The following is a 15582-nucleotide window of genomic DNA, read 5'->3' as shown; positions in this document are numbered from 1 at the left end:
CCGCCGGCCGCCCTAAAGGGCCAGGCGCGGCCCGTCGGCCAGGACGGGAGCGGAACCAACAACCGGGAGGGCCTCGGTCAGGGCCTCGACGACGGCCAACTGGCCGGTGGAATCAGGAACGCCGGGGTACTGGACATGCGCAGCTTCGGCAGGCTTGGCGGCCGTCTCCTCCGAGCGCATGCGGACAAGCGCCACTGCCGAGATGAGGAACCAGGCCACATTGGTGACCACGGAGGGCCAGGCCTGATGCAGGGTTCCGTTGAGAATGAAGGCCACAGAGCCGAACAGGTTTGCGGTCTGGAAGCCCTTGCCGGCCTTCAGCCAGCCCATGGAAACCGCGAGATATGCACTGAGTATCGCAACAGCGCCTGCCCAGCCGGCGATTTCCCACAGCAGTTCCATGGCGACCTTTCAAGGGTGCCCAGGCGCAGAAATGCGGGCAGGGCTTAAGAGGGTGGTACGGGTTGGTTTTCGCCGGGGCCAGGTTCCTCAAGCCCTGTTCGGGCGAGGACCTCATGCTGGCCGGCGGCATAATCATATCCTGCGTGCGGTCACGGTTTTTACCGCCGGACCGTGACGCTCCCCACGTCTGGACAAGACCCCCGTGGCGTAGCACCATCGGAGCTGTGACCAGCCGTCCTGCCTCCGATCCCTACCTGCGCGAACTGACCCAGCTGCGGCGCGTCAAGGACCGGATGGACCGCGAACACGCGCAGCCACTCGACGTCGAATCCCTTGCCCGGGATGTGCATATGTCCGCCGGCCATTTCAGCCGCCGCTTCAAGTTGGCGTATGGCGAATCCCCGTACAGCTACCTCATGACGCGCCGAATCGAACGGGCCATGGCACTGCTGCGCAAAGGCGACCTCAGTGTCACCGAGGTGTGTTTCGCCGTCGGCTGTTCCTCGCTTGGCACCTTCAGCACCCGCTTCAGCGAACTGGTGGGCATGCCCCCCAGCGCCTACAAAGCTGAGGCGGAACATTCGACGGCGGGGATTCCCGCGTGCGTGGAAAAGCAGGTGAGCAGACCGGTCAGGAATAGAGAAGCGTCCGCGGCGGCGGCGTTACTAGCATGACTGGCATGGACATCAACATTTCCTCGACTTTCCTCCCCGCCTCCGATCCGGAGGCCTCGGTGGCCTTCTACCGGGACGCCCTGGGCTTCGAAATCCGCAACGACGTAGGCAAGGGCACCATGCGGTGGATCACCGTGGGCCCCGCCGGCCAGAAGGACGTCTCCATCGTCCTGCACCCGCCGGCGGTGGATCCCGGGATCACCGAGGACGAGCGGCGCACCATCACGGAGATGATGGCCAAGGGCACTTACGCCACCATCGTCCTGTCCTCCCCGGACGTGGATGCCGCCTTCGCCAGGGTGGAGGCCACCGGGGCCGACGTGGTCCAGGAACCCATCGACCAGCCCTACGGCATCCGCGACTGCGCCTTCCGCGATCCCGCCGGCAACACCGTCCGCATCAACCAGCGGCCCTAGGCATATAAACAACAACGTATATAAGGGACGACGCCGGCGCCAGGCTGCGAGGGCAGCCTCCGGCAGGTGCCGCTCCAGATGAGGGGGACATTTTGAGCACGGACACCAGCACCGGCCCGGCAGCACAGGCCGGGGTCCATATTGCCGACAGCCACGACCTGATCCGCGTCCAGGGCGCCCGGGAGAACAACCTCAAGGATGTGAGCCTGGACCTGCCCAAGCGGCGGCTCACCGCCTTCACCGGGGTGTCCGGCTCCGGCAAGAGCTCGCTGGTGTTCGCCACCATCGCCGCCGAATCCCAGCGGATGATCAACGAAACCTACAGCGCGTTCGTCCAGGGCTTCATGCCGAGCCTGGCCCGCCCCGATGTGGACCGGTTGGAGGGACTGACCACGGCGATCATCGTGGACCAGGAGCGCATGGGCGCCAACCCCCGGTCCACCGTGGGAACCGCCACCGACGCCAACGCAATGCTGCGGATCCTATTCAGCCGGCTCGGGAAACCCTACGTCGGCCCGCCCACCGCCTTCTCCTTTAATGTGCCCACCCGCAAGGCCAGCGGCATCATGAGCACCGAAAAGGGCGGCCGGGTGGAGAAGAACGTGGTCCGCCAGGTGACCTACCTCGGCGGGATGTGCCCGCGCTGCGAGGGCATGGGCAACATCAGCGACATCGACCGGACGGCCCTCTACGACGAGTCCAAGTCCCTGTCCGAAGGCGCCCTCACCGTCCCGGGCTACTCCATGGACGGCTGGTACGGACGCCTGTTCGAGGGGATGGGCCTGCCGATGGACAAGGCGATCGCCAAGTTCACCAAGAAGCAGCTGGACACGATGCTGTACGCCGAGCCCACCAAAATCAAGGTGGAGGGCGTCAACCTCACCTTCGAGGGCATCATCCCCAAGATCCAGAAGTCCATGCTCTCCAAGGACGTGGAGGCCATGCAGCCGCACGTGAAGCGGTTCGTGGAGCGGGCCGTCACCTTCGCCACCTGCCCTGACTGCGGTGGAACGCGGCTCACGCCGGAGGTGCTCAACTCAAGGATCAACGGCAGGAACATCGCGGACCTGTGCACGATGCAGATCAGTGACCTGGCCCAATGGATCCGCTCACTGGACGAGCCCTCGGTCCGGCCGCTGCTCGACGGGCTCCGGGGCCTGCTGGATTCCTTTGCGGAAATCGGACTCGGCTACCTCTCCCTTGACCGCCCTGCCGGGACCCTCTCGGGCGGTGAGGCGCAGCGGACCAAGATGATCCGGCACCTGGGTTCCTCACTGACTGACGTCACGTATGTCTTCGATGAGCCCAGCATCGGGCTGCACCCCCACGACATCGAGCGCATGAACACCCTCCTGCTTCAGCTGCGGGACAAAGGCAACACCATCCTGGTGGTGGAGCACAAACCCGAGATGATCGCCATCGCTGACCACGTCGTCGACCTTGGCCCGGGCGCCGGGACCGGCGGCGGCGAAATTGTCTACGAAGGAGACGTCGACGGGCTCCGTTCCAGCGAAACCATCACCGGCCGCCACCTGGATGACCGCGCCCGGCTGAAGGATTCCTTCCGGCAACGGTCCGGGGCGCTGGAGGTGCGCGGTGCCTCGACTAACAACCTGCAGGACGTCGACGTCGATGTCCCGCTCGGGGTGCTGTGCGTGGTGACAGGGGTGGCTGGGTCCGGCAAGAGCTCACTGATCCACGGCTCGCTGGCTAAGCGCGAGGGCGTGATCGTCATCGACCAGGGGGCCATCAAGGGCTCACGCCGCAGCAACCCCGCCACCTACACCGGTCTGCTGGAGCCGATCCGCAAGGCGTTCGCGAAGGCCAACGGCGTCAAGGCTGCCCTCTTCAGCTCCAACTCGGAGGGTGCCTGCCCCACCTGCAACGGTGCCGGGGTGATCTTCACCGAACTCGGCGTCATGGCCACGGTGGAGTCCACCTGCGAGGACTGCGAGGGGCGCCGTTTCCAGCCTGCCGTCCTTGAATATACGCTCGGCGGCATGAACATCGCGGACGTCCTGGATCTGTCCGTGGACGCGGCCCTGGCGTACTTTGCCGATGGGGAGGCCAGGACACCCGCGGCGCACAAGGTCCTGGAACGCCTGGCGGATGTTGGCCTGGGCTACATCACCCTGGGCCAGCCGCTGACCACCCTGTCCGGCGGCGAGCGGCAACGCCTCAAGCTGGCCACCCAGATGGCGGAAACCGGCGACGTCTACATCCTCGATGAGCCCACCGTGGGGCTGCACCTGGCCGATGTGGAACAGTTGCTGGGCCTGCTGGACCGTCTGGTGGACGCCGGGAAGTCGGTCATCGTGATCGAGCACCACCAGGCGGTAATGGCGCACGGTGACTGGATCATCGACATCGGCCCGGGAGCTGGGCACGACGGCGGCAGGATCGTTTTCGAGGGAACCCCGGCCGAGCTGGTGGCCGGGCGTTCGACGCTTACGGGGCAGCACCTGGCAACGTACGTCGGGCGTTGATCCTCCCGGGCCTTAGAGCCGGCCCAGGAAGCTGACCATGGCTGCTGCGATCTGCTGCTGGGCGGCCGCCCGGCTGATGCCGGGTTCGCCGTCGCCGGGCTGAACACCGTAGTCGCCGAAGAACGCGTGCACGCCTCCCTGGACGGCGGCGAATTCCGTGTCCGGGGGCAGGAGTTCCCGCGAGGCTTCGATCTTGTCCGGCGTGCTGAGTCCGTCCTGGGTGCCGGAGACGGACAGGACGGAGAGACCGCCCCGTCCGCGCAGTGATTCCACCGGGTAGGAGGCGTACAGCACCAGGCCTGTGACGTAGGCATTCTTCAGGGCGAATGACGATGCGGACACTCCGCCCAGGGAATGGCCACCTACCGCCCACGTGGTGATATCCGGGTTGTCCGCGATGGCACCGCGGGCCTGGTTTCCGTCCAGGAGGCTGAGCCCCAGGGGTTCCTTGAGGATGATCACCCGGTACCCGGCGCCGACGGCCGGCGCCAGGATGTCCTGGTAGGCTCGGGCATCCACCCGCGCCCCGGGGTAGAAGACCAGTCCCTTCGTGGTGGTGCCTCCCTCTGGTGACATGGTGATCGTGGTGGTGGTCTCGGTGACGGTGAGGTCCGACGTGGGGCCGGCCTCCGCCGTCGGGCCGGGCTGGTAGGCAAAGGGGTTGAGCCAGGCCAGCCCGGCGGCGAGCGCCAGCACGGCCAGGCGGCCGGTCCAGGCTCCCACGGCCCGGACAGCGGAGCGCGGTCGGGGGATATCGCGGCGGCGCCAGAGCAGGACCGCCCATGCTGAACCGGCGGCAGCCGCGGCCAGCAGGATGCCCGGCAGCAGCGGGTGGCCGTGCAGGACGGCCGGGTTCCCCGCGAGCATCCACAGTGCAACCCCCATCAACGCGGCGGCGCATACCGCCGACACCCAGTGGAGGGCCGTCCGTTTCCCGGGCGGTGCGCCGGCGCGCGCGGCAGCTGAGGTCTCCATGGTCCCTGATCCTGCCACCCGACGGCAGGATTTCAACACGGGCTGGCCTACGCTGGCCGTATGCCCGAAAAGTTCCGGTACGACGTCGACATCCTGCACCTGCTGGTCTCCCCCGCACACGCCTATTTCGGCCGAGCCCGGGACGGCGCCGCCGACGTCCCCACCACGGACGCGGAGCAGGTGGAGGTGGTGGCCGGCAAGGGCATCGTCGGGGACCGGTTCTTCGGCAAAGCCGCCCACATGGACGCCGCCGTCACCCTGTTCGCCGTCGAGTCACTGGAAGCCATAGCCGCGGACCTGGGTGCCGCGCCGTTCGATCCCCTGCTCACCCGCCGCAACGTGGTGCTGCGGGGCGCCCAGTTGGCGCCGCTGCTGGGGCAGGACTTCGCACTCGAATCGGGTGGCTCGGTGGTGCGGTTCCACGGCGGCCGGCACGCCCAGCCGTGTGCGTGGATGAACGAAATGCTGGCACCCGGGGCGCACCCTGCCATGCGCGGACGGGGCGGGATCCGGTGCCGGGCCCTGTCCAGCGGACTCCTGCACAGGGGCCCGGCCGTGCTGATCAGCCCGGTGCCTTTGGATCCGGGCGGGGCCGGGGAGCCCAGCCTCCTGCGCCCAAGCCGGCTGCCCTAGCCGGGCTGCAGTGGCGGGACGCACGACGGCGTCAGCCGGCTTTGTGACCCTCCAGGTCTTCGAGGGACTTGCCCCTTGTGTCGGCGGAGATCAGGGTGGCCACTGCCGAGACAAGGCAGATGCCCAGCGTCGTCAACCCAATGGTCAGCGGGACATTGGCGGAGCCCGGAGGGGCGATCGCGGTGAAGATGCTCGGGAAGAACGACGCGATCATGAGGCCGATGTTCTGCGAGACGGCGAAGCCGGTCACGCGGATCCGCATGGGGAACTGCTCCTGGAAGAATGTGGCGAAGGTGGCATTCCACATCTGGAAGAAGATGCCCTGGACGATCACCACGCAGACGAAGACCAACGGCAGGCTGCCCAGCTGGATCGCCCACAGGTACCCGGTGACCAGCAGGCCGCCGACGACGCCGCCGGCCGCCATGAGGATACGCCGCCCGATCCGGTCGGACAGGGCGCCGAACAGCGGGATGGTCACGACGGCGGCAATGTTGGCCACAAGGGTCACCCAGAGGAACTCGCTGCTGGAGAAACCGTTGCCATAGCCCTTTTGGGTGGCGTAGGAGACGCCGAAAATCAGGGTGGCCATGCCGATCACGTTGGTGAAGGTCATGAGGATGCAGCGGACCAGGGCACCCGGCCGGGTGCGCAGCAGCTCCGCGAGCGGGAAGCGGCGGCGGCCGCCGGGCGTCCCGGTGTTCGCCGCGTACGTGGGCGGTTCCTGGACGCGCCGGCGGATGAAGTAGCCTGCCAGGATTACGACGGCGCTGAGCAGGAACGGGATACGCCATCCCCAGGCGCCGAACTGGCCAGCCGGGAGGACGGCGGCGAGCGGGAGCAGGACGGCGGTGGCCAGGATGGATCCCACCTGGGTGCCCTGGAGGCTGAAGCTTGCAAAGAATCCGCGCCTGGCGTCGGGGGAATGCTCCACGATCATGGCGCTGGCGCCGCCAAGTTCGCCGGCCACGGCAAAGCCCTGGATCAGGCGCAGGAGCACCAGGAGCGCGGGGGCCAGGAGGCCCACCTGGCCATACGTGGGCAGGAGTCCGACAGCGAAGGTGGCAAAGCCCATGAGCAGCATGGCGAAGACCAGCACCTTCTTGCGCCCGTGCCGGTCGCCGTAGGCACCGAGGACCACGGCGCCTACCGGGCGGGAGACGTAGCCCACCGCGTAGGTGGCAAGGGAAGCGATGATCCCGACTGTAGGGTTCTCCGACGGAAAGAAAATGGTGGGGAAGACCAGGGTTGCCGCCAGGGAGTACAGGGCGAAGTCGTAGTACTCCAGGGCGCTCCCGATCCAGCCACTCATCGCCGCTTTCCTCGGGTCCCGCGATCCTGTTCCAGCACCCTGGCTGGTGAGGGGCGCCCGGGTTGGGGTGGTGCTCATGTGCTTGTCCTTCGTCGTCATTGGCAAGGAACCGGAACCGCTGGGAGCAGCAGGCGTTCCGGGCTGTTGTATGCGCCCGGAGCTGCCCACAGGGACTGAAGCAGCGGCTCTTGAATCGATTCATCCAATATAGAAGGTGACGCAGGTAACGTCAATGGGCAAGCGCTATCCCGCAGGTTTCGGCTGCTGGGCAGCTGCCATTGTCACCGGCTGGCGTGGTAAGCGGCGGCCATGTCCTGTTTGCTGCGGCCCTGCTCCGCGACGCGGTCCAGCCTGGCCGCGGAGGCCTCGGCGCCATCGAGCTTCAGGCCGTATTCAGCGGCGGCATCAACAATGAGGTGGGCGTCCTTGCGCGCCGTGTCCACGGCGAAGGACGCCGGCTCCAGGGCGTCCTTCACAATGAGGTCCATCTTCATCCGCAGATAGGGAAGGTCGAGCGGGCCGCCGTCCACCACGTCCAGGAACTGCTGCGGGTCCACGTCCAGCGCCTGCGCGAGGGCAACCACCTCGCCGGCTGCGTTGGAGGCGGCGATGACCCAGCTGTTGACCACGAGCTTGAGCCGCGCCGCGGAACCTTTGGAGGGATCTTCGCCGGTCCAGATGATGCGGGCGCCAATGGCATCAAGCACTGGAGCTACCCGCCCGCGCAGCGGCTCAGGCGCGGCGGCGAGCACCAGGAGCTGGCCTGCTTCGGCAGGAGCCCTTGTCCCGGAAACGGGCGCTTCCACCAACTCCACACCCAGCTCCGCAGCCAGGTCCGCCAGGGCCGCCGCATCCTGCACCCCCACCGTGGTGGACTGCACCCAGGCAGTGCCGCGCCGGAGGCCGGGGGCTGCGCTGCGCATCACCTGCTGCACCGCTTCTGCGTCGTAGAGCATGGTCAGCACCACGTCGGCCGCGTCAACAGCCTCGGCAGGGTTCGCGGCACGCCTGGCACCATCGGCGGCCAGGGGCTCGGTTTTGGCCCCATCGCGGTTCCACACCGCAACCTGGTGACCTGCCTTGAGGAGGTTCCGCGCCATGGCTGCCCCCATGATTCCGGTCCCCAGCACCGCTACGTTGAGTTTGCTGTCCTGCACGCCATCCTCCTGGTCAATGTTTGGCTTTGCCTACCAAGTCAACGTTTCCAGGAATCGGCTGGTTATTCATCAGGGCGGCAAGCTCCTGTGGATTGTCGGTCCCCACACCTAGACTCGTGTCCATGAGCGACAGCAACCAGGAGACAATCGGAAGTCCGGAGCCGGAACCCAATGCAGGCCTCAACCGGGATCCGGAAGACTGGGTTACCGGGGATGAACCCATGACGGCGGCGCAGCGCAGCTACCTCGATACGCTGGCCAGGGAGGCAGGCGAAGAACTGCCCGCTGACCTGAGCAAGGCAGAGGCGTCGAAGCACATCGACCGGCTCCAGCAGCGCAGCAACCGCGTGGCCGGCGGGGACGGGGACAACAGCGGCGGCAGCTAGCCACGCAGCAGCAACACGCTGACGACGGCGGCAGGACAGGACGGCGCGGAACGCGCCTACGCCGAAAGCCGGCTAAAAAGAGGCCTTACCAGGCCTGGCACTCGCGGGTAAGGCCGAAGGGAACTGCCTCGCTAAGGTCAACCGTGAACGTGTCGGCTCCATGGCGCGTCACCAGGATCCCGTGGCGCTTGCCGGTCAGGGCGTGGGCCTTGGCTGCCGCGACGGCGTCGTCGAGCTGGCTGTCCATGCTCTGGCGGTCGGACACGGTGAGGGTCAGTGGGAAGTTCATGGTGTGTTGCCTTATGGTTCTCGGGGGTGGGTGGTCGTGCGCCGCCCTGCGCTCCCCCTGGCTGCATAGGCGGTGGGCGCCTGGAGCGCCTCGATCAATGGTGCCCGAGCATCCAAGGGCCAGCAACTTTAGATAAATGACGCAGGTCAGCGCCTTGCCGCCCTCTGTTTGTCCTGACAATTCTTGGCAGCAGGGCACCGTCAATTAGAGTTGAACAGGAGTGGAAGCCCGTTTTAACGGCCTCCAGTGCCCCCTTAAACCCGCTTCGCGGCCCCACCCGAGCCGTTTTGCGCGACCGCTGACTGTGCAACGACCTGACAAGGATTCCGCCATTTCCACCGACGCTCTCTTCGGCAATCTGACCAGGACCCGCAACGTCATCCTCCCCACCCCGGTACGGAACTGGCTGAACACCGGACGCGGCCTGCTGGCCGGCTTCATCGTGGTCCACCTCGTCTTCCTGGTCTTCGCCGCGTCGCTCTCGCTCCGCGGGGAAGCCTTCAGCGACACCTTCATTTACCGCGAATGGGCGATGGCTGGCTTCAATGACGCCAACCTCACCGGCGGCCCCAGCCCCTGGGTCTATCCCATCCTGGCGCTCATCCCCATGGCCATCGCAGGCGTGGCAGGACCCGGGCCATTCTTCTTCCTCTGGGTCCTCATGACCACACTCCTTAACGCCTGGGCACTCCTGAAACTCACGGAGCGGGGACGCAACACCAGCGCCATCCCGGCCGGCTGGTGGTGGCTGGTGTTCACTTTCCTGATGGGCTGGCTCGGTTTCGCCCGCGTGGACGGCCTCACCGCCCCGCTGGTCCTGGTGGCCCTGGCGTACGGCGTGCAGCGTCCGTTCGTCGCCTCGGTCCTGTTGGCCATCGGGACCTGGGTGAAGGTGTGGCCGGCGGCCATCATGCTGGCCCTCTTCGCCGTCGTCAAGAACCGCCTGCTGGTGGTGCTGGCAGGAATCGCGGCGACGGCCGGCGTCGTCGCGCTGGCAGCAGCCCTGGGCAGCGTCCCCAAGCTCCTGAACTTCCTCACCCAGCAGGGCGACCGCGGCATGCAGCTCGAGGCCACTTTCACCACACCCTGGCTCTGGCTTTCCGTCCTGAACGTGGGCGGCTCCCGGATGTACATGAACACGGACATCAACTCCATGCAGGTGGACGGCCCCGGCACCGCCATGATGTCCGTGCTGATGCAGCCGCTCCTGGTCCTCGCCGCCCTGCTGGTGGCCGGGCTGACCTTCTGGGCACTGCACAACGGCAAGCAGCACAAGGTGGCCGGTGGCGTGGACCGCACCGAACTGCTCCTGGCCGGCGCCCTGACCCTCGCCACCGCGTTCGTGGTGTTCAACAAGGTGGGCTCGCCCCAGTTCATGGTGTGGCTCGGGCCCGCCGTCGCCGTCGGCCTGGCGCACAGCTGGCGCGAATGGCGGATCCCGGCCCTGATGCTGATCGCCATCGCCGTGGCCACCTACTTCATCTACCCCCTCTTCTACGACGCCCTCAGCCACAACAACCCCTGGATGGCGCTGGTGCTGACAATCCGGAACGTCCTGCTGGTGGTGCTGTTCCTGTGGAGCGTCCGGCGCCTGTACTCGCTGGGCAAGAAGACGGCTGTACCTGCCCCTGCGCTCAAGGAGACCTGAGATTTCAACGAGGTTCTTTGACCGTCTGGTGACGGTCCGCAGCAGGGTCCTGCCGGCAAAGGTGGTGGACTGGTTCGCCCGCCCCTCCAGCGTCTGGTGGGGCTTCGCCGTCGTCCACCTGTACTTCCTGGGCTGGATGGCGTCCTTCTTCCTGAACGGCGATACGTTCAGCGACACCGAGCAGTACCGGCAGTGGGCCACTGCCGGGTACAACCCGGCTGACCTGGCAGGAAAGATCAGCCCCTGGGTCTACCCGGTGCTGGCGCAGATCCCCATCTTCCTTGCGAATATCGCGGGACCACGCCTCTATCTGCTGGTCTGGTTCCTGATCATCACGGCGCTCAACGCCGTCGGTCTCCTCTACCTCACCCGCGGCCCCCGGAAAGTGACGAGCATTGCACCGGCCTGGTGGTGGCTGTTCTTCACCGTCTTCATGGGCTATCTGAGCTTCGCCCGGGTGGAGGGCATCACGGCGCCAATCGTGCTGATCGCGCTGCTCTACGCGGCCGAACGGCCCGTGGTGGCGGGGGTCCTGCTCAGCATCGCCACCTGGATCAAGGTGTGGCCCGCGGCCGTCCTGGTTCCCATCGTCATCGCCAGCCACAAGCGCATGCAAGTAGTCCTTGCCGGCGCCGGCGTCACCGCCGTCGTCGGTTTGGGAACCTGGCTGACCGGCGGCCTGCCGCACATCATGGACTTCCTCCTCAACCAGGGCGAACGCGGCATGCAGCTTGAGGCCACCTTCTCCACCCCCTGGGTCTGGCTGAGCGTGTTCCACGTCGCCGGCGCGAAAATGGCGGACAACACAGCCATCAATTCCACGGAGGTGTACGGCCCGGGCGCCAGTACCGCTGCGTTCCTGATGCAGCCGCTACTGGTGCTGGCAGCGGTCACGGCCGCCGTCCTGCTGGTGCGCGCCATGCGCCGCGGCGCGGAGCGGGAGGAGCTGTTCCTCGAGGGTTCGCTCATGATGGTCACCGCATTCATCGTGTTTAACAAGGTCGGCTCCCCGCAGTTCATCATCTGGCTCGCGCCGGTGATCATCGCTGGCCTGACGCACGACTGGGAGCGCTGGAAGGTACCCGCGGCGCTGCTGATGGGCATCGCCATGACCACGTTCGTGATTTACCCGCTGTTCTACACACCGCTGATCCACGCCCACCCCGTCATGGCGGCCATCCTCACCACGCGCAACGTGCTCCTGGTGGTGCTGCTCTGGTGGTCGGTGAAGCGCACGGCCGAGCTGGGCCGGAAGACCGCGGCGCAGGTGCCCGCAGAAGCTTAGGGGGTTTCGCGGCGTTCGACGGCGGCGGCTTCACGTTGGCGGGCTGCCCCGGGCTGGCGCTGGGCCCGGCGTTCCATCGCCCACTCCCAGCCCCGACGGGCCAGGTCCAGCGGCTTGCCTTCGATGAGCAGCTTGCGGGTGTGCACGTCCAGGACCAGCAGGTAGAACGTGAACGCGAGGGCCGTGAAGAACGCCAGGGACGAGGCATCGATGGGCAGTTCCACGAAGGACCAGACGGAGAGCTGGTCCTGCGCACCGAACACCACGAAGAACGTCACGCCTACATAGAGCGACCGGATCTGCCAGTCGTCCCGGATGCCGGTAACGGCGAGGAACGGCAGGAACCAGAGGATGTACCAGGGCTGGATGATGGGCGAGAGCATCACGACGGCGGTAAACGCCAGGGCCATGCGGCGCACGGCGCGGGAGTAGTCGCCGCGGAACATCAGCAGCAGGACCAGCCCGATGGCTGCCCATTTCATGGCCGTCCGGAGCCAGGTGGCCAGCGTTCCGCCCGGCAGCCCCAGCGCGTTGGCCAGCATCTCCACCTGCTGGCCCAGGAAGCCGGACGGCGAATAGCCTGTGTAGCCGGGGGTGGGGTCCATAATGGCCCAGGTCCAGCCGATCCCCAGGTTGTAGGGAATCCCGCTGAGTGCCAGCACCCCGAAGCTGATGCCGGCCGTCGCGGCCCACATCAGGAACTTCCGCGGCCAGGAGGCTGAAGGACCCGCCCACATGAGCCCGATGAATGGCAGCAGCAGCACGGTGATTGGCTTGATGCCGATGGAGGCCGTCACCAGGAGGATGCCAGGCAAGTACCGCCGGGTAGCGGCCAGGTAAACGCCGGCGACGGCGAGGCCCACCATGAGTGCGTCGTTGTGGGCGCTGGCGATGAAGCTGATGAGGAACAACGGGTTGGCCACGGAGATCCAAAGCGCCCGCGCACCGTTGATGCCATGCAGTTCCGCGAGCTTGGGCACGAAAATGACGCAGAGCAGGACCCCGGCGCCGGCCAGGACGCGGAAGAGAAGGACGGACGCATCAGGCTGGGCTCCGGTCAGTCCCACCACGGCACGCGCCAGCCACAGGAAGTACGGGCCGTACGGTGTCCGGTTTTCCGCCCAGGCGGGGTCTGCGCCCAGCGAGAACCAGTTGTTAAGGGTGGAGATACCCACTTCATAGGGGTTCTGGCCTTCCATCACCAGCCTGCCCTGGCCTGTATAGGCATAGACATCGCGGGAAAAGACGGGCACACAGAACATCAGCGGCAGGGACCACGCGGAAATGGCCACCACTACGGACCGCAGCGAGGAGCCCCCGTAGGCGCCCAGCCGTTGGCCCAGCCGGAGCCAGGAGCGCATCAGCAGCATGGCGCCGGCTGTCAGCAGCACCGTAGACACGGCCACGCCCCAGCCTTCGGTGCGGAGCGCGATCACCACCGGCTGGCGGATCATGGGGGAACCGTTGGCGATCCATCCCGTTCCGATGGAGCCAACAAACATCATGAGGGCCCCGACGAAACCTTCGACGGTTGCCAGGTAGGCACGTCCCCTGGCGGGCGCGGAGGCGTCGGCCGGTGTGCCCGGCCGGCTGTCCGACGTCCTGAGGTGTGACCCGCCTGCCGTCATGATTGTGTGGTCCCCTACTTCGATACGGCACTGGTTGCGCCGGCACTGAAGGCCGCCCTGCAACCCCGCCATTTTATCAGCCGTGCTTACTGCTGCCCCGGGACGCGGTGCATCCATACGGCACAGTTTGGCAACGGCATTCGGTGCGATACCCGGTCCTGTTGCGCGCAGTCCCCTACCGGGCCCGCAAAAGCGCCAGGAACTCGTCGGCCATGCCCAGTTGTTCTTCCAGCTTGGCCCGTCGCCTGGCTGCCTCTTCGATAAATCCGTTCAACTCCGCCCTGGTGTCCGTCACGTCCTGGCCAGGGGCGGCCGCCTCCAAAGCGTCAATGACGCGAAGCAGGCCGCCCATGGCTTCGAGCGTGAACCCCAGCGGCTTCATCCTTCGAATCAGCAACAGCCGGGTGAAATCGCGTTCCGTGTACAGGCGGAAGCCGCCCTCGGTGCGGCCGGAGGGCTTCAGCAATCCCACCTCGTCATAGTGCCGGATGGTCCGCAGGGACATCTGCGAACGGTCCGCCAGCTCGCCGATGTGCATTGTCGCCACCACTTCTTCGGCGGTCATCTCTTTCACCATCACGTCACCAATCCGGCTCAACCCTCACGTTAGGGTAGTGTTGCATGCGCAGCCGAAAGTCACCGGCGCATTCTTTCCTCCACCCCATTGTCTTCCACGGCAGGGCTGGACCCGTGCGCATCGTGGCGCGCAGAAACGTTGCACACCGCTCTTTCCGCAGAGCCAACTCCCCCTGGAGCCGCCCCTTGGCCGTCGCCGACCGCACCCGCCCAATCCGGCAACCCGTCACCGTCCTCACGGCCCTGCGCTCTCCCCGGCAGCTGTCCCGCGAGGTCCTTGCCGGCATGGTCACCACCCTTGCCCTGGTCCCGGAAGTCATCTCGTTTTCGATCGTGGCCGGGGTGGATCCCATGGTGAGCCTTGTCGCCTCCATCGTGCTTTCCTTGGCGATGTCCATCCTTGGCGGACGCCCCGGCGTCGTGACGGCCGCTGCCGGCTCCGTCGCCCTGGTGATCGCCCCGCTGGTGCACCAGCATGGCGTCGAGTACGTCCTGCCCGCGGTGATCCTGGCCGGGGTGATCCAGGTGGTCTTTGGCCTGGCAGGCCTCGCCCGGCTGATGCGGTTCATCCCGCGCTCCGTGATGATTGGATTCGTCAACGCACTGGGTGTGCTGATCTTCATGGCGCAGGTGCCCCATGTCCTCAATGCCCCCTGGCTCGCCTACGTCCTGTTCGCCCTGACCTTCGCGATCATTTTCATCCTTCCCCGGTTCACCAAGGTGGTGCCGTCGCCGCTGGTGGCCATCGTCGTGGTCACGGCGATCGTCATCATCGCCGGCCTCACCGTGCCCAACGTCGCCGACGAAGGACCCCTGACGGGCAAGCTTCCCGGCATTACGCCTTTCTTGTTCCCCGTGACCCTGGAGACCTTCCAACTGGTCCTGCCCACGGCGCTGAGCGTTGCATTCGTGGGCCTCATGGAAACCCTCCTCACGGCGAAACTGGTGGATGACATCACGGAGACCCCTTCGCACAAGGGCCGCGAATCCTGGGCCCTGGGCGTTTCGAACATCCTCGCCGGCTTCTACGGCGGCATCGCCGGCTGCGCCATGATTGGCCAGACGGTCCTCAACGTGAAGACCGGGCAGGCCCGTACCCGGATATCCACGTTCGTGGCCGGACTGTTCCTGCTGGCCCTGGTGACCGGGCTCAGTTCGATCATGGGGCAGATTCCCATGGTGGCCCTTGCCGCAGTGATGATGGTGGTGGCCGTGACCACCGTGGACTGGCACAGCCTCAAACCGTCCACGCTGAAGCGGATGCCCGTACCGGAAACGCTCGTCATGGCAGTCACCGTCGCCGTCGTGGTCCTCACGGGGAACCTTGCCTACGGCGTGTTGGTGGGCGTCGTCCTGGCGATGGTGCTGTTCGCGCGCCGGGTGGCCCACGTCATCACCGTTGAACGGCACCTTGCGGAGGACGGCGAAAGCGTCCGCTATGAGGTGGTGGGGCCGCTGTTCTTCGGCAGCAGCAATGACCTGGTGGAGCAGTTCGCATACGCCGAGGATCCGGCCGAAGTGACCATCGACCTCAGCCGTGCGCAGATCTGGGATGCATCAACGGTGGCGGCCCTGGACTCTATCGAAACAAAATACGCGGATCACGGTGCAACGGTGGCAATCGAAGGTCTCGATGAGCGCAGCACCGGCTTCCACCGCCGCCTCAGCGGGCATTTGGGCGCCTGATCGGCAGAGCGCATGCGGAAAGGGGCGGG

Annotated in this window: 15 protein-coding genes; 8 read left to right on the top strand and 7 right to left on the bottom strand. The window is 66.5% G+C overall.

The features are described 5' to 3' along the window. Positions 1–12: 12 nt before the first annotated feature. Positions 13–402 (bottom strand): CBU_0592 family membrane protein, encoded by a 390-nt coding sequence (locus tag J2X98_RS05435; protein WP_307305202.1) that lies wholly within the window; start codon positions 400–402, stop codon positions 13–15. A 224-nt stretch (positions 403–626) separates the two neighbouring features. On the opposite strand from J2X98_RS05435, the gene J2X98_RS05430 reads away from it, so the two are divergent. The 3 genes from J2X98_RS05430 to J2X98_RS05420 all read left to right on the top strand — a co-directional run bounded on the left by J2X98_RS05430 (position 627) and on the right by J2X98_RS05420 (position 3978). Next, entirely contained in the window at positions 627–1076 is a 450-nt protein-coding gene (locus tag J2X98_RS05430; RefSeq protein ID WP_307305200.1) for a helix-turn-helix transcriptional regulator, read from the top strand. Next, positions 1073–1492 (top strand): VOC family protein, encoded by a 420-nt coding sequence (locus J2X98_RS05425; protein ID WP_141944679.1) that lies wholly within the window; start codon positions 1073–1075, stop codon positions 1490–1492. Before J2X98_RS05430 ends, J2X98_RS05425 begins: the two co-directional genes overlap by 4 nt. A gap of 92 nt (positions 1493–1584) precedes the next feature. Beyond that, a complete protein-coding gene (locus J2X98_RS05420) occupies positions 1585–3978 on the top strand; it encodes an excinuclease ABC subunit UvrA (RefSeq protein WP_307305196.1) in 2394 nt (797 codons plus the stop codon). 12 nt (positions 3979–3990) lie between these two features. On the opposite strand, the gene J2X98_RS05415 is transcribed toward J2X98_RS05420, so the two are convergent. Next, on the bottom strand, positions 3991–4953 hold the full coding sequence (locus J2X98_RS05415; RefSeq protein ID WP_307305194.1) for an alpha/beta hydrolase: 963 nt from the start codon (positions 4951–4953) through the stop codon (positions 3991–3993). 60 nt (positions 4954–5013) lie between these two features. On the opposite strand from J2X98_RS05415, the gene J2X98_RS05410 reads away from it, so the two are divergent. Further along, entirely contained in the window at positions 5014–5586 is a 573-nt protein-coding gene (locus J2X98_RS05410) for an MOSC domain-containing protein (protein ID WP_141944685.1), read from the top strand. 31 nt (positions 5587–5617) lie between these two features. On the opposite strand, the gene J2X98_RS05405 is transcribed toward J2X98_RS05410, so the two are convergent. Continuing rightward, positions 5618–6976 carry an MFS transporter gene (locus tag J2X98_RS05405; RefSeq protein WP_307305190.1) on the bottom strand — a complete coding sequence of 453 codons (1359 nt, stop codon included), beginning with the start codon at positions 6974–6976 and terminating at the stop codon, positions 5618–5620. A gap of 203 nt (positions 6977–7179) precedes the next feature. After that, on the bottom strand, positions 7180–8055 hold the full coding sequence (locus tag J2X98_RS05400) for an NAD(P)-dependent oxidoreductase (protein WP_307305188.1): 876 nt from the start codon (positions 8053–8055) through the stop codon (positions 7180–7182). Positions 8056–8177: 122 nt separating this feature from the next. Between J2X98_RS05400 and J2X98_RS05395 the strand changes: the two genes are divergently transcribed. After that, entirely contained in the window at positions 8178–8441 is a 264-nt protein-coding gene (locus J2X98_RS05395; RefSeq protein WP_307305184.1) for a DUF3072 domain-containing protein, read from the top strand. 85 nt (positions 8442–8526) lie between these two features. On the opposite strand, the gene J2X98_RS05390 is transcribed toward J2X98_RS05395, so the two are convergent. Next, a complete protein-coding gene (locus J2X98_RS05390) occupies positions 8527–8730 on the bottom strand; it encodes a hypothetical protein (protein WP_141944691.1) in 204 nt (67 codons plus the stop codon). 358 nt (positions 8731–9088) lie between these two features. Here J2X98_RS05390 and J2X98_RS05385 point away from each other — a divergent pair, with 358 nt between their 5' ends. Beyond that, positions 9089–10378, top strand: coding sequence for a glycosyltransferase family 87 protein (locus tag J2X98_RS05385; RefSeq protein WP_307305469.1), 1290 nt, complete (start codon positions 9089–9091; stop codon positions 10376–10378). 28 nt (positions 10379–10406) lie between these two features. Further along, positions 10407–11663, top strand: coding sequence for a glycosyltransferase 87 family protein (locus J2X98_RS05380; RefSeq protein WP_307305181.1), 1257 nt, complete (start codon positions 10407–10409; stop codon positions 11661–11663). Here J2X98_RS05380 and mptB read toward each other — a convergent pair. Beyond that, positions 11660–13291 carry a polyprenol phosphomannose-dependent alpha 1,6 mannosyltransferase MptB gene (gene mptB / locus J2X98_RS05375; RefSeq protein ID WP_141944695.1) on the bottom strand — a complete coding sequence of 544 codons (1632 nt, stop codon included), beginning with the start codon at positions 13289–13291 and terminating at the stop codon, positions 11660–11662. The genes J2X98_RS05380 and mptB overlap by 4 nt on opposite strands. Before the next feature lie 175 nt (positions 13292–13466). Next, positions 13467–13868, bottom strand: a complete 402-nt coding sequence (locus J2X98_RS05370; RefSeq protein WP_307305466.1) for a MerR family transcriptional regulator — start codon at positions 13866–13868, stop codon at positions 13467–13469. A gap of 185 nt (positions 13869–14053) precedes the next feature. Between J2X98_RS05370 and J2X98_RS05365 the strand changes: the two genes are divergently transcribed. Then, the gene (locus tag J2X98_RS05365) at positions 14054–15553 is read left to right on the top strand and encodes a SulP family inorganic anion transporter (protein ID WP_141944697.1); all 1500 of its coding nucleotides are present in this window, start codon (positions 14054–14056) and stop codon (positions 15551–15553) included. The last annotated feature ends 29 nt before the right edge of the window (positions 15554–15582 follow it).

This window comes from Pseudarthrobacter enclensis, assembly GCF_030811655.1.
Taxonomy (GTDB): Bacteria; Actinomycetota; Actinomycetes; order Actinomycetales; family Micrococcaceae; genus Arthrobacter; species Arthrobacter enclensis_A.
The sequence above is the reverse complement of the archived record's forward strand: the minus strand, read 5'-3'. Positions and strand labels throughout refer to the sequence as shown.